Source organism: Citrobacter meridianamericanus (assembly GCF_041320245.1).
Taxonomy (GTDB): domain Bacteria; phylum Pseudomonadota; class Gammaproteobacteria; order Enterobacterales; family Enterobacteriaceae; genus Citrobacter; species Citrobacter meridianamericanus.
This window is the reverse complement of record NZ_CP101036.1, coordinates 717,074-730,530: the sequence shown is the minus strand read 5'-3', so window position 1 is coordinate 730,530 and position 13,457 is coordinate 717,074. Positions and strand designations below refer to the sequence as shown.

11 protein-coding genes and 4 pseudogenes are annotated in these 13,457 nt (G+C 53.0%); 8 read left to right on the top strand and 7 right to left on the bottom strand.

Annotated elements, in window-relative coordinates; all coding sequences use genetic code 11:
- Positions 1 to 42 precede the first annotated feature (42 nt).
- From NMD08_RS03515 to NMD08_RS03500, 4 genes and pseudogenes are all read left to right on the top strand, one after another.
- Positions 43 to 230, top strand: a pseudogene (locus tag NMD08_RS03515) (DDE-type integrase/transposase/recombinase); the annotation flags it as partial.
- Positions 231 to 459: 229 nt separating this feature from the next.
- On the top strand, positions 460 to 792 hold the full coding sequence (locus NMD08_RS03510; RefSeq protein WP_370620199.1) for an IS66 family insertion sequence element accessory protein TnpB: 333 nt from the start codon (positions 460 to 462) through the stop codon (positions 790 to 792).
- Positions 779 to 1,159 (top strand): IS66 family insertion sequence element accessory protein TnpB, encoded by a 381-nt coding sequence (gene tnpB, locus NMD08_RS03505; protein WP_370619524.1) that lies wholly within the window; start codon positions 779 to 781, stop codon positions 1,157 to 1,159. The genes NMD08_RS03510 and tnpB overlap by 14 nt, the downstream gene beginning before the upstream one ends.
- A 6-nt stretch (positions 1,160 to 1,165) precedes the next feature.
- A pseudogene (locus NMD08_RS03500) lies at positions 1,166 to 2,774 on the top strand (IS66 family transposase).
- 247 nt (positions 2,775 to 3,021) lie between these two features.
- Here the strand turns inward: NMD08_RS03500 and NMD08_RS03495 are convergent.
- From NMD08_RS03495 to NMD08_RS03470, 6 genes and pseudogenes are all read right to left on the bottom strand, one after another.
- A complete protein-coding gene (locus tag NMD08_RS03495; RefSeq protein ID WP_003029591.1) occupies positions 3,022 to 4,026 on the bottom strand; it encodes a LacI family DNA-binding transcriptional regulator in 1,005 nt (334 codons plus the stop codon).
- 29 nt (positions 4,027 to 4,055) lie between these two features.
- Positions 4,056 to 5,456 carry a sucrose-6-phosphate hydrolase gene (locus NMD08_RS03490; RefSeq protein ID WP_032180917.1) on the bottom strand — a complete coding sequence of 467 codons (1,401 nt, stop codon included), beginning with the start codon at positions 5,454 to 5,456 and terminating at the stop codon, positions 4,056 to 4,058.
- A complete protein-coding gene (locus NMD08_RS03485; protein WP_000345204.1) occupies positions 5,456 to 6,826 on the bottom strand; it encodes a sucrose-specific PTS transporter subunit IIBC in 1,371 nt (456 codons plus the stop codon). Before NMD08_RS03485 ends, NMD08_RS03490 begins: the two co-directional genes overlap by 1 nt.
- Before the next feature lie 137 nt (positions 6,827 to 6,963).
- A pseudogene (locus tag NMD08_RS03480) lies at positions 6,964 to 8,479 on the bottom strand (carbohydrate porin).
- A gap of 165 nt (positions 8,480 to 8,644) precedes the next feature.
- Complete coding sequence (locus tag NMD08_RS03475; RefSeq protein WP_003029584.1) at positions 8,645 to 9,568, bottom strand: aminoimidazole riboside kinase; 924 nt, start codon at positions 9,566 to 9,568, stop codon at positions 8,645 to 8,647.
- 228 nt (positions 9,569 to 9,796) lie between these two features.
- Positions 9,797 to 9,940 (bottom strand): helix-turn-helix transcriptional regulator, encoded by a 144-nt coding sequence (locus NMD08_RS03470; protein WP_223870241.1) that lies wholly within the window; start codon positions 9,938 to 9,940, stop codon positions 9,797 to 9,799.
- A gap of 536 nt (positions 9,941 to 10,476) precedes the next feature.
- Here NMD08_RS03470 and NMD08_RS03465 point away from each other — a divergent pair.
- The 4 genes and pseudogenes from NMD08_RS03465 to NMD08_RS03450 form a co-directional block, all read left to right on the top strand.
- Positions 10,477 to 10,785, top strand: coding sequence for a maltose acetyltransferase domain-containing protein (locus tag NMD08_RS03465; protein ID WP_003029582.1), 309 nt, complete (start codon positions 10,477 to 10,479; stop codon positions 10,783 to 10,785).
- Between the two features lie 28 nt (positions 10,786 to 10,813).
- On the top strand, positions 10,814 to 11,470 hold the full coding sequence (locus NMD08_RS03460; protein ID WP_101701271.1) for an ATP-binding protein: 657 nt from the start codon (positions 10,814 to 10,816) through the stop codon (positions 11,468 to 11,470).
- A 71-nt stretch (positions 11,471 to 11,541) separates the two neighbouring features.
- Positions 11,542 to 12,238, top strand: a protein-coding gene (locus NMD08_RS03455; RefSeq protein WP_370619521.1) for an IS1-like element IS1A family transposase whose coding sequence is annotated in 2 segments (ribosomal slippage) — positions 11,542 to 11,795 and positions 11,794 to 12,238 — 699 coding nt in all. Because the reading frame shifts where the segments join, the coding sequence is not laid out codon by codon here.
- A 16-nt stretch (positions 12,239 to 12,254) separates the two neighbouring features.
- Positions 12,255 to 12,443 (top strand): annotated as a pseudogene (locus NMD08_RS03450) (IS630 family transposase); the annotation flags it as partial.
- Between the two features lie 350 nt (positions 12,444 to 12,793).
- Here the strand turns inward: NMD08_RS03450 and NMD08_RS03445 are convergent.
- On the bottom strand, positions 12,794 to 13,414 hold the full coding sequence (locus NMD08_RS03445; RefSeq protein ID WP_025798974.1) for an inovirus Gp2 family protein: 621 nt from the start codon (positions 13,412 to 13,414) through the stop codon (positions 12,794 to 12,796).
- Between the last annotated feature and the right edge of the window lie 43 nt (positions 13,415 to 13,457).

Sequence of the window (13,457 nt, the reverse complement as noted above, 5' to 3'; positions counted from 1 at the left end):
CGGGGAGGAGAGGCAGGGAAATAGTCCGACTACGCCCTGCCTCTTACTCTACTCTGGACAGGCAAGCGTTGGGCTTACCTTGCTGTTGTTCTCGATCTGTTCGCAAGGAAACCTGAGGGTTGGGCAATGTCATTCTCACCGGACAGCAAGCTGACATCAAAGCGCTGGAAATTGCGTGGGAAGCTTGCGGTAAACCCGCCGGAGTGATGTTCCACAGTGACAGTAATAATGCCGGTGTCAGTCTTTACCACCACTCAGTTTGCCGTTTAACCCGATTGGTGTGATTACTGATGCAGTGAAGACCTTTCCGCATCACATCACTACAAATATTGATTTTTAATTGTTGGATTCGCACCAGATTTCACCTCTGTAGGGTAGTAAGCATCCGGTGAACTCATATTTTCTTAATTATTTCAGCAGGTAATATCAGCGTCATCTTCCACTGATGAAGGATATTTGCTGATGAGACAGCGATGGTTCATTGAACAGAAAAAGCAACATGTCGCCAGTTGGCGGGCCAGTGGGCTTACCCGCCAGCAGTACTGCGAACTTAACGACATTCCCTTTACTTCCTTTCGTGAATGGCCGCAGGATGTCGCAAAGGCCGAACGACGCGCCAGCGAACCCGCTGTGCTGCCCGTACATATCACTGAAGCTACCCCGCCTGCTGAACCCTCTTTACCTGAGGTAAATGAGCCCGTAACCCTCTTTCTCCCCGGAGGAATACGCATGTGCTGCCATCCTTCACAACTGACTGATGTCTTCAGGGCCCTCAAATATGCTGACACCTGAAAACGTCTTCCTCGCCGTTCAACCCGTTGATATGCGGCGTGGCATCGACACGCTGACGCAGTACGTCCAGGATGAACTCAAATCGTCCTGGCATGAGGGGGCTGCCTTTGTCTTCACCAATAAAGCCCGTTCGCGCATCAAAGTGCTACGCTGGGATAAACATGGTGTCTGGCTGTGTGTTCGTCGCCTGCACAAAGGCCACTTCCGCTGGCCCCGGGCAAATGATGCCGCCTGGCGCCTGACACCCGATGAGTTCAGCTGGCTTATCAGCGGCGTTGACTGGCAACAGGTAAAAGGCCACGACCTCGCAAAGTGGGTCTTCCGGAACTCATCTGAATCTGTATCAAAACCCGCCATAACCTTATGAACAATAATGATTATCCATGCCGGGTACGGTATAATAGCCCGCATGGATATCTCCGTTCTCTCTACCACAAACGACATCGAACAGCTTCGCACTCTGGCACTTGCCATGGTGCAAAATGCCGTGTCTGAGAACGCTGAAAAACAAGAAAAACTCCAGCAGCAGAATATCTCTCTTCAGCAACGCATCCTTCTGCTGGAAGAAGCGCTGAAACTGGCACGCCAGCAACGGTTCGGTAAAAAGGGCGAAACACTGGCCGGCATGCAACGCTCCCTGTTCGAAGAGGATATGGATGCGGATATCGCTGCTGTTGAAGCGCAACTGGACACACTGCTCCCGGCCGAAGAAAAAGAAGCCCTGGAGCGCCCGGCGCGAAAACCTCTCCCGGCTCATCTTCCGCGTGTCACAAAGACCATCGAACCGGCCTCAACCGAAAGCTGCCCTGACTGTCAGGGCGCACTGCGCCACATCCGTGATGAAGTGAGCGAAAAGCTGGAATATATCCCGGCCCGCGTCGTGGTTAACCGGTACGTTCGTCCGCAGTATGGCTGCACCTGTTGCCAGCGGGTGGTCAGCGGTGATATGCCTGCACACATTATCCCAAAAGGTGTCGCAGAGCCGTCACTCATCGCCCAGGTAGTGATCAGCAAGCACTGCGACCATATGCCTCTGTACCGCCAGCAGCCGGTTCTGGCACGTTCAGATATCCATCTTCCCGTCAGCACGATGGCCGATATGGTCGGCCGTGCGGGGGTAGCGCTGATGCCACTGGCAGAATCACTGCACCGGATACTGCTGACACGCGATGTGCTGCATGCTGATGAAACGCCTCTGCAAATCCTGGACACAAGAAAGGGCGGCAAAGCCCGCGCCGGCTATCTGTGGGCTTATGTCAGCGGTGAAAAAGTGGCCCAGCTATCGTCTGCTTCGACAGTCAGCCTGGCCGGAGCAGCAGATACGTGGCGGAATACCTGAAAGACTGGGCCGGAAACCTGGTGGTTGACGGATATCCGGCGTATGAAACGCTGGCCGGGCAGAACAAAGGGGTCGTGCTGACGGGGTGCTGGGCACATGCCCGCAGAAACTTCGCCGACCTTTATAAAGCGAGTAAAGATCCCCGGGCCGAAATGGCCGTCAGGCAGATCGCCGGGCTGTACCGGCTGGAAAGAAGATCCGCCACAGGCCAGTGGAAAAGATCCGGCAGTGGCGGCAGCGCTATGCACGCCCGGTGCTGGAAAAGTTGTGGCAATGGCTGGAGCAGCAGAAAAATGCATGCCCGGAGAACTCAGCGCTGGGAAAAGCGATCGCGTATGCGCTGAAACGACGGGTTGCCCTCAGCTGCTTCCTGGAGGATGGCGCGTTGCCACTGGACAACAATCGCTGCGAGAGAACCATCAGGCCGGTGGTGATGGGGCGTTCAAACTGGCTCTTCGCTGGTTCGGCTGTGGCGGGCGAGCGCGCAGCCAGAATAATGAGTCTGCTGGAAACGGCGAAAATGAATGGCCTTGATCCACATGCCTGGCTGACGGATGTTCTGCAACGGTTACCGGGCTGGCCGGAAGAAGAGCTGGACGCGTTACTGCCTCTGCCAGGGTTCAGCTTCGGGGACAACGTCTGACAGAAAGCTCCCGATGTCCGCACTAAGGACATGCGTACCTGACAACGTAAATAGCGACACCCCGCATAGCACATGGCTTCAGAGCGACCACACACCTGACTCAGTTCCTGCGCTACAGGCGCGAAAAACCTTACTCAGTACTTCACCACCTGACGAACGCCTCCCCGAAAACCTGATACAGGTCTCAGCGACCTGTCAATGTGAGTTCACCGGAAGCACACGTAGGGTATTCAAAAATGCTCAGTTATTACTGATGCCTAAACTGCAGCGTTGCGGGCAGGTAGCGTTGTAGCGTTTCGGGCGTATCGCCCTCGATCAATTGGCTTATCAGATCATAGCAGTGCCAGGCCAACTGGCGGTTATCCTGCTGTACGGTATCGATACGCAGCGACAGCGAATCATAAAGATAGTGATCGTCAAAGCTCGTCAGATGGATATCTGAGTCGAGTAAATGGTGCTGGCTCATATAGCGCAGTACCCCTTCGAGCAGTCCACAGGCGGCAGTGAACAGCGCCTTAGGCGGCCGCCCAAGTCGCGCGCAGAGTGCGGCGAACATCTCATAGCCTGAGCTCGGGTGGTAGTTACCGTTAATCACCCATTCCGGGCGCAGTGCAATACCCGCCTGAGCCAAACCCTGCGTGAAGCCGGTCAGACGATCGCGTGAAGGCGACAGACGCGACTGACCGCCTAAAAACCAGAACTCATCGCTATGCTTAGGTGCAATGCGGGAAATCAGTTCCGCCGTTGGGGTAATCGAATCAGTCATCACCAGCGGCAGCAGGCTTTCATTAGGACAACGGTCAAACAGCACTACTGGCAGTTGTTGGCTGAGCTTAAGATAGTCGGCATCGTTGTGCATACATGAAGCGACGATCAGACCGTCAACCTGGCGGGAAATCATGTTATTGACCACCACGCTCTCCTGACCGGGGTTTTCATCAGTACAAGAGATCAATAGCTGGACGCCTGCTTCGCGGCACAGCATTTCCAGCTCATGTGAAAAGACCGCAAAGCCGTGGTTGGTGATCTCCGGCACCACCAGTCCGATGGTGTGGCTGCGGTTGTCGCGCAGCGAGCGGGCGTGAATGCTTGGCTGATAGTGCTGCTCACGGGCAATCGCCAGTACTCGCTCACGCGTTTCCTGCGCCACACGCAGCTCCTTACCACGACCGTTCAGTACTAGGCTGGCGGTCGCTTTTGAGACGCCAGCCTGTTCGGCGATATCTTTAATGGTTACGCGTTTAGTTTTCATTACGACGCCATGAGCTTGAGGCAAAACGCTTATTCTACCATGCAAGTTCGCAGCGGCCAGTAGCAGAATGCGTCCGGTGTGATGCCAGAGAACATTAGCTGCCCTGAACAGGCCGGGAAGTAGCGGCAGCTCATCACTCCTTCGCCGCCGTTGATGAAAATCTCCACGCTAGACTGGTCGATGAAAATATGCAGCGAGCGGACGTCTCCGCGCCAGTAACGATAATGCTTCTCGTCGCTGGCCAGACTGGGTCGGGCCAGGCGGATCCCGCTGGCATCGCGTTCAAGGATTAATGCGCCGTCAAAATCGAGGCTCAAAATATCGTCCCCAGTGGTTTGTAGAACGATTTCCATCGGTGCCAGCGGCAGGGAGTTCCCTGCCCAGCCGTGCGCTTCGCCGCGCAGGGCGCTCAGCTCTCGTAGAGGACGTTGGTATAGCTGACCATCGATAAACTCCAGCTCACGCAGGCAGGTCATCTGATGGATCCAGCCGTTGGTGAGGGTCGGTTGAAGCATCTCTTCGCCCTCCGGCACGCCCATCCAGCCGACCAGCAGACGGCGGCCATCACTGGTAAGCATGGTTTGCGGGGCGTAGAACTCAAACCCTGCGTCCAATTCGTGCAGTTCGCCATGCCCGAAGGCCGCGCGGTGGTAGTCGAAATCGCCGCTCATCCACACTGCCGGGTAGGTGTTGAGATAGCGCTCTTTCTCACGAGGCACGCCCTGCGGGCAGCAAATCAGGACATGCTGGTCGCCGAGGGCAAACAGGTCCGGGCATTCCCACATATAGCCCGCGTCGTCCAGGCCATTGATGCCATAACCGGCGATTTCGCCCTGACTCGTCCACTCATGAAGGTCCGCTGAGCTGAATAACAACACCTTGCCACGCTTTTGCAAATCCTGTGCGCCCAGCACCATGTACCAGCGACCTTCGTGCTGCCAGACTTTCGGGTCACGCACGTGGCCGGTATAGCCCTCCGGCAGCGGTAATACCGGGCCGAGTTTGGTAAACGTGCCGTCGGCATTTTCCGTCGCCAGGCACTGCCACGCGGTTCGGCTGCCGTCGTCAAATTTTACGTTGCCGGTATAGCACAGGGTGAGCGTGCCCTGACTATCCACGGCGCTTCCGGAGTAGCAGCCGTTGCGGTCATACTCTTCATCCGGCATGAGCGCGATCGGCTCATGTTGCCAGTGCAGCAGGTCGGCAGAGCTCCAGTGCCCCCAGCACTTGAACTTATGATCGCAGGCGAGCGGGTTCCACTGATAAAACAGGTGATAACGTCCGGCAAATTCAATAAAGCCGTTGGGATCGTTCATCAGCCCGGTCACCGGCGCATGGTGCCAGCGGGGATAGTGGCTGTCGGCCAGCGCGCGCGGCTGGCCCTGCATAACAGCCTGCAAAATCGCAGGCAGGCGTGATGGATGTGACATTATTCAGCGTCCGTTTTGTATTTCAGTACCAGGGAGACGACAAAGGCGACGCCAAAGGCGATAACCATCCCGATAATGTAGTTCAGCAGCGAGCTGGCCTGCACGATAGCCATGCCAGGGATAGCCGTCAGGCCCACCGCGGTCATGTAAACATGCATGGATACCACCCACGCGCCGCCCACCGCGCCGCCAATCAGGGCTGCGATAAACGGTTTTACAAAGCGTAAGTTAATACCAAAAATCGCCGCTTCGGTGATGCCGAGCATGGCAGAAAACGCCGAGGGCAGGGTAATGGCTTTGATTTTGGCATCTTTCGTTTTGAACCACACCGCCAGACAAGCACCGCCCTGAGCGACGTTGGCCATCGCCCAAATCGGCAGCAGGAAGTTGACGCCGATGGATGGGTTGCCCAGCAGTCCCGCTTCGATGGCGTGGAAGCTGTGGTGAATACCGGTAATGACGATAACCGAATAGAGACCGCCAAACAGCAGTCCGGCCAGCCAACCGGCGTGGGTAATCAGGGTGCTAAGGACAAACGAAATACCGTCGCCAAGCGCGCGACCAGCCGGGCCGATAATCAGCAGGGCGATAAAACCGGAAATGATCACCGTCAGGAACGGCGTCAGGATCAGATCCAGTGCATCGGGGATCACGCGACGCAGCTGTTTCTCAACGATGCTCATAAACCACACCGCCAGCAGCACCGGGAACACCGTGCCCTGATAGCCGATCATGGCAATCTCAAGGCCGAAGAAGTTCATGGTGTGGAAACCGGCGGCCACACCCCAGGCGTTGGTGAGCGCCGGGTGAGTCAGGATGCCGCCAAGCGTCGCGCCAAGATAAGGATTACCACCGAACTCGCGGGCGGCGGTGAAGCCAATCAGGATCGGCAGAATAATAAACGCCGCTGAGCTGCACATATCCAGCATGATGTAGATGGCGTTACCCGGGTCGACCCAGCCGTACGTTTTAACCATCCCCAGAAGGCCCATCAACAGGCCGGAGGCGACGATAGCCGGGATGATCGGCACAAAGATGTTCGACAACAGGCGGGCAATGCGCTGGAAAGGATTCAGTTTTTTCGCCGCAATGTCGGCAGCTTCCGATTTGCTGGATTCGCCAATCCCTGCCGCCTGGATAAAGGCGGCGTAGACTTTGTTCACCACCCCGGTGCCGAAGATAATCTGCATCTGTCCGGCGTTACGGAAACAGCCCTTCACCCCATCAATTTTGCCGATGGCCTGCTGATCGGCCAGTGAGTCATCGACCAGCACCAGGCGCAGGCGTGTGGCACAGTGCGCGGCGCTGGCGATATTTTCCTTGCCTCCCAGAAGCGGAAGTAGCGAGCGGGAAATCTGTTCAAAATCCATAGTACCCTCTGAATGCGTATTGATTTTCGAGTTGTCGTCCCGTGGTAGCCGGAGCGCATTCTCTTCGTTGTTATTGTGTCCGGGGCGACGAAACGTATTTTGTCGCCCCGGCGGTTACTGTCGCCAGGTGTTAACCATCAAAACCAGGTTTCCATCTGCATCCCGAACGACCATTCGCCGCCCGATTTAAAACCACTGCTGCCCAGCGCGTCATCGCTGGCGTAATTATTGAGTTTTTGCTCCAGTCCATCCACGAGGTGTAAAGACGGATTTCAGGACGGCTGAAGAAATCGCCGATGTCGCCAACCTTAAAGGTCGGGGCGAAGGTGAGCTTGTAGAAGCTGCCGTTTACCGCATGGCGATCGTTATAACCTTCAGGTTTGAGATCCATATACTGGTAACTGCCTTCATAAGCGAGGGCGAAGTTTTGATTGATCTCCTGGATCAGACGCATGTTGAGGGTTGCCCACTGGTAGCTGTCGCCATCGACATAACGGTCTTTACTGGTTTGTGCCAGTATCGCTGGGGCGATAAACCAGTTCTTGCTCAGTGGCGTGGTGCCGTAGCTGGCGAAGCGCCAGGTGTTAGCCCCCGAGCGTAACGCGCCGTCAGAGCCGACACCTTTAACTTCGGCACCCAGTCCGTGACCGTAGAGCAGGGCGGTTTTGCTGGCACCTTCACGCAGGCCGTAAAAACTGTCGTTGTGCAACCCGAGCAGCGCATGTACACCGGTATTTGCCGCATCGCCTTTGACCGGATTACCGTTGGTATCCTGGCGTTCGTCGTTGTCTTTTGCCCGCATCCCGCTGACCATCATCTGCACCGGCCCGATGAAATTGTTCATGCTGACGATGTAGTTCTGCACACTGTTGCTGGTATCAGCAATATCGCCGAAGTTACGCCCGTAAAGAGAGAAGTTGCTGCGAACGCTGTCGTTCCACCTGACATCGTAAATACCGCCGCCGGTACCGGCGAGGAACACGACATCCGAGTCGATCCAGTGAATGTCAAAGTTATCCCGGTCAAAGCGTTTCCCGGCCCACAGGGTGGAGCCTTTAAACGGCCCGTCGAAGGTGGGCAAGTTGCCCAGTTCAACAAAGGCCTGACGCACGTTCAAATCACTGGTGCTCGCCGTCCAGTCGTTATAAGTGGTTTGACCGTCGGCGACCATGACTTTGAAGCGGGTCGTTGCCCCGTTATCCAGGGTCTGCTTATGTTCAAGATTCATTTCAACATAGGTATCGGCCTGGTTTCCCAGGCGGCCAATAGCCCCACCGGTTTCCCCTGCTGGCGTCATGTAGGCTCCGGATTTGGTGCTGGCGCCGGAGTCATTCATTATCACGCCGGAGCGGGCGTAGCCGTGGAACTCAAACCCGCTTTTCTCATCGGCTTTTTCTCCAGTTTGGCGGTACGCTGAGCCACTTCCTGAGTGCTGTCCTGGGTTTTTTGTTGCTGTGTCGTGAGCTGCTGTACTTTCTTCTCTGCCGACTCTGCGCGGGTTTCTGCCGTTTGCGCTCTGTTTTCGGCATCCTGTAAGCGTTTTTCCAGCGCAATTAAACGGGCTTCGATACTGCTGAGATCCGTTTGTGCATGGGCTGAGGCGGCGCCGGTTAGCAAAGCGATAAGAACCGCGAGTGTGCTTTTTCTGAACATATTGATTGCATCCCAAAAGGAAAATAAAAAATTGTGTGTTTTTGCTAAACCGGTTTAGTTGCAATGTTAAGCACGACATTTAACATTTTGAAATTGATTTTGCTAAACCGGTTTAATAAGTGTGATGGATGCAACAAAGTGGACCGCGTACGACGGTATTTAGGATCAAATCTGGCGGTGTAGATCGCGCTGGTATGGCAGGGCAGTCATCGCGCCTTTCGCCAGGGTTGCCAGGGCACCGCAGGTTTGCGCCAGAGCGAGCGTTGGCTCCAGGGCATTGATATCCGCCGGCATCCCGTTGGCAGCAAGGCTGGCAAGCAGTCCGGCGACAAACGCATCGCCCGCACCGGTGGTATCCACGCTGACAACCGGTTTAGCGCTGAAATGGATAAACTGCTGCTGGAATGCGGCGATGACGCCCGCTTTACCCTGAGTCACCAGCAGTAATTCAGGCTGATAACGCTCAGTGATGCTGGCGATCCCCTGCGCGATATCATTACTCCCGCTGATGAGTATCAGCTCTTCTTCGGACAGTTTCACCACGTTCGCCAGACGCAGGGCGCGGTCGAGACAGGCGTGCAACAGGTTCTGATCTTGCCAGAGATCCAGGCGGATATTAGGGTCAAAGCTCACCCGGCCACCGGCACGTTTGATGTTCTCCATAGCCGCGAAGGTAGCACTGCGGCTGGGCTCGGCGCTGAGCGCGATGGAGCAGATGTGCAACCACTGTCCGGCGGCAAACTGTGGCAGGTCTTCTTCAGCCAGGAACAGGTCAGCGCTGGGGCGTACCATAAAGGTAAAGGTGCGTTCACCTTGGTCATCAAGGTCGACCACCACAGTGGACGTGCGGTGATGATCGTCAAGATACATATGGCTGACGTCGACCTGCTCCTGTTGCAGGGTATGACGCATGTAGCGGCCAAACGGGTCACCGCCGACGCGGCCGATAAATCCGCTGTTGCCGCCAAGGCGGGCAACCCCTACCGCCACGTTAGCCGGCGCGCCTCCAGGGCACTGTAGCAAGCGCCCTTCACTCTCCGGTAGCAGGTCCACCACTGCGTCGCCCAGAACCCAAACTTTTGCTTTCATGCTAAAACCCTCCAAGGCTAAACTTAACTAAACCGGTTTAGCATATTAAATCACAGTGAATGAGTGGGGGAAAGTTCCAGCCGGAAAAGCACTGCTCAGGGCATAAAAACGTGAGCCGCCTTACGAAATAGAATTGATTCGACAGCTGTGAAGACTTACGTCCTGGACACAAATGGATCCTGGATAAATTACCATGCAACTTGATGAAATTATCATGTTTTATCTTATTTACAGATAAATCAAAGGGCTTTTAACACCACACTTCTTGGCATAATGGTTAAGTGTAGTAATGCTCGCTCTGGATGGGTTTGCTTCTATGCTGCGCAGGTATTTGTAAGAAATACCCATTCTACTGGCGAGTTGTTGTCGCATCAGGCCAGCGAAACTGCGCAATTTCATCAGCGTTTCTGGAGGGTTTCCTTTAAAACTTCATCGACAAAACCGCTTTTTACCGTAGATACAGTAAGTGCCTCTTCTCTGCCATTATCCCAGCATCCAAGGTTACCGGGTTCTGATGTAGTCTGCCGATATGCAAGAAATGCAACGGCATCATGCTGGTTATGATGCTGTTTAATCTTCATTGTCACATGGACTATTCAGGGAGCGACAAGCGCTCCCACATGAAAACAGAACCACTCGTTTCATTTACGTGCTTCCTCAAAAGTAATCTCATACCCAATACTTCTGATTTAGTAGGGTTCTGATCATATCATGCAGCTCGATTGCGCTCAATTTGACGGTTTTCATCTTTACACAATGCTCGGTTATGATACTTTGTGATAGGCATGACAAGATCTGGCCGTAATTTTTTAGAAGTGAGTTTGCCCGCCACTTCACGGGACAGCATACATCCGGATAAAACCGGTAACAGGAAAGGCTCCACGCTGCATACGGAGGAAACAGAATTAATGAATGATAAATTGCCGCCCTGCGCTGATACCAGGGTGGAACGTGTCCGTCTTAAAGATGGGGATTACTTTTTCCCTGCTGAACCCGCCATAAAAGCGGATTCTTTGCGGACAAAATCGCTCCTTCATCGTTTTAACCACACCGATCCTGCTCATATTGATTCCCGCCTGCTACTGATGAAAGAGTTGCTGCCTGAATGTGGGGAAGGGGTATCTGTCACCACGTCTTTCCACTGCAGCAGGGGGTATAACATTCGTAAGCGTCGTCTCAGCACCGTCTGGCAGATCCTGAAATTCCTGAGAGGATAGTGGACACCAAATATGGTGGACACTATCCATGAAATCATTAACCACAGTGCGTAAAAAAAGCCCTAATTATCCCGTTGAGTTCAAAATCAAAATGGTTGAACTCTCGCATCGACCAGATATCCGAGTCTTTGCGTTTGCCAGCGAGGATAAGGAGTACCAACCGTTACTCGATGATATTCTGGATGGTCCAATGGTTGGGCGTTTTGATACTGAGGAAGCCGGAAAGGCTTTGATCGATGGTGGATTGATTGAGCGTTTGATGTCAACTATCATGCCCTTTATCACTTCAGAGGCCCCTCTACCCGATACGCATCTACGTCGGGAAACAACCTGGTATTATCCACTGGAAGCTATTCGCGAAACTGTTGTAAATGCACTGGCTCATCGTGACTGGACACGCTTTGTTGAGATAGAGATTGGCTTGTATAGCAATCGATTTGAAGTTATTAGCCCAGGGGCGCTGAATAATTCGATGTCGATTGAAAAGATGGTTACAGGTCAGCGATCACCACGCAATACGATTATTATGGAAGTCTTACGTGATTATGGTTACGTTGATTTCAGGGGGATGGGAGTCAGGACAAAGATTATTCCACTAATACAGGCCATGAGTGGCCAACTCCCTGAGTTTACTGCAACAGATGATTACTTGAAAACAATACTTTATCGCTCACCATCTTCTTGATATATAAGGTCTGGCCGGTGATGCTGCCAACTTACTGATTTAGTGTATGATGGTGTTTTTGAGGTGCTCCAGTGGCTTCTGTTTCTATCAGCTGTCACTCCTGTTCAGCTACTGACGGGGTGGTGCGTAACGGCAAAAGCACTGCCGGACATCAGCGCTATCTCTGCTCTCACTGCCGTAAAACATGGCAACTGCAGTTCACTTACACCGCTTCTCAACCCGGTACGCACCAGAAAATCATTGATATGGCCATGAATGGCGTTGGATGCCGGGCAACCGCCCGCATTATGGGCGTTGGCCTCAACACGATTTTACGTCACTTAAAAACTCAGGCCGCAGTCGGTAACCTCGCGCATACAGCCGGGCAGTGACGTCATCGTCTGCGCGGAAATGGACGAACAGTGGGGATACGTCGGGGCTAAATCGCGCCAGCGCTGGCTGTTTTACGCGTATGACAGGCTCCGGAAGACGGTTGTTGCGCACGTATTCGGTGAACGCACTATGGCGACGCTGGGGCGTCTTATGAGCCTGCTGTCACCCTTTGACGTGGTGATATGGATGACGGATGGCTGGCCGCTGTATGAATCCCGCCTGAAGGGAAAGCTGCACGTAATCAGCAAGCGATATACGCAGCGAATTGAGCGGCATAACCTGAATCTGAGGCAGCACCTGGCACGGCTGGGACGGAAGTCGCTGTCGTTCTCAAAATCGGTGGAGCTGCATGACAAAGTCATCGGGCATTATCTGAACATAAAACACTATCAATAAGTTGGAGTCATTACCCAGGGTAATTTACCAGCCGGTTTACTCGCCGTGGGTGAATCATGTGGAACGGCTATGGCAGGCACTTCATGACACGATAACCCGTAATCATCAGTGCCGCTCAATGTGGCAGTTACTGAAAAAGGTCCGCCATTTTATGGAAACCGCCAGCCCATTCCCCGGAGGAAAACATGGTCAGGCAAAAGTGTAGCGGTATTAGGCGCAGCTATTTAGTTATGCGAGTAATGTTCAACAATCCTACCGTGAGCAACTGCAGACACTAGGGCTATTGGAACAAGGGAAAGGTAACTATTTCCTACCTGTCACGATTAAACCTAATTTACTCACTGAGTGCTGGAAAGAGCATGGTGAGTTTCCAGTGGAACATGAAGTATTTTTTCCATTGCAAACAGCTCTTGACAAGCTACTACAATCTACAAAAATTTTGGATGCTATATTTTTGTCCGAAGCGCAGATTGCAGTAAGTGAATAAGTTAAATAATTAACGTTATCTGGTTTGATTTGGCCTTTCTCGCATAAGAAAGGCCATTGCAGTAAAAATTATCCCCGACTACACCCGAAACTTCTATCTCCCTCACCAAATACCTTCGTATCAAGCTTGGTCAAGTAATCCAGTCGTTCAAGCAACTCATTGTATATGATGTCAAAATCAGGATCGTTTACGTTGAGCACATACCTGCAATTGTCCGGAAAATGTACAATTTCACGACAATCTTCAAGTTCCAAGCCGAGAGCGCTATACCACGCCCTGACTATCAGATTGCTAAGTGTACCACTATGTTTGAGATGCCCCAGATGGTAGTAAGCATCTTTGTTAAAGAACAAGCAAATGTGGAAATGGCATTTGCCATTCTTTGAGTATTCTCTTGCCCAGACATTACGTACAACGTTCTTATTGACTCTGATCCCAGCAAACTTTCTGCGATGTTCATGTGCTTCCAAAATCGCTTTCATCGAATCCAGAAATCGTGATATTGCACCGGGTTCAAGGTTAGGAAAACAGCATACCGTATCACCATTATCTAAAATAGGTGGGTAATGAAGATCCGCTCTTAATGCCATAGTACGTGGAAACTGATTGATAGCATTACTGACTGTCAGAGCAATTTTATCTCTGTAAGCGAGAATATGATCGCCATGAGTACCTTGGTAAAGTTTCATCATACATCTCTGATTTTAATATCCCTGCTATTCACAGGGATAT

Coding starts and splice junctions, on each gene's coding strand:
- NMD08_RS03445 (WP_025798974.1), bottom strand. CDS start 13,414: ATGAAACTTTACCAAGGTACTCATGGCGATCATATTCTCGCTTACAGA.
- NMD08_RS03485 (WP_000345204.1), bottom strand. CDS start 6,826: ATGGATTTTGAACAGATTTCCCGCTCGCTACTTCCGCTTCTGGGAGGC.
- NMD08_RS03475 (WP_003029584.1), bottom strand. CDS start 9,568: ATGAAAGCAAAAGTTTGGGTTCTGGGCGACGCAGTGGTGGACCTGCTA.
- NMD08_RS03495 (WP_003029591.1), bottom strand. CDS start 4,026: ATGAAAACTAAACGCGTAACCATTAAAGATATCGCCGAACAGGCTGGC.
- NMD08_RS03465 (WP_003029582.1), top strand. CDS start 10,477: ATGAATGATAAATTGCCGCCCTGCGCTGATACCAGGGTGGAACGTGTC.
- tnpB (WP_370619524.1), top strand. CDS start 779: ATGCTGACACCTGAAAACGTCTTCCTCGCCGTTCAACCCGTTGATATG.
- NMD08_RS03490 (WP_032180917.1), bottom strand. CDS start 5,456: ATGTCACATCCATCACGCCTGCCTGCGATTTTGCAGGCTGTTATGCAG.
- NMD08_RS03460 (WP_101701271.1), top strand. CDS start 10,814: ATGAAATCATTAACCACAGTGCGTAAAAAAAGCCCTAATTATCCCGTT.
- NMD08_RS03470 (WP_223870241.1), bottom strand. CDS start 9,940: ATGCGACAACAACTCGCCAGTAGAATGGGTATTTCTTACAAATACCTG.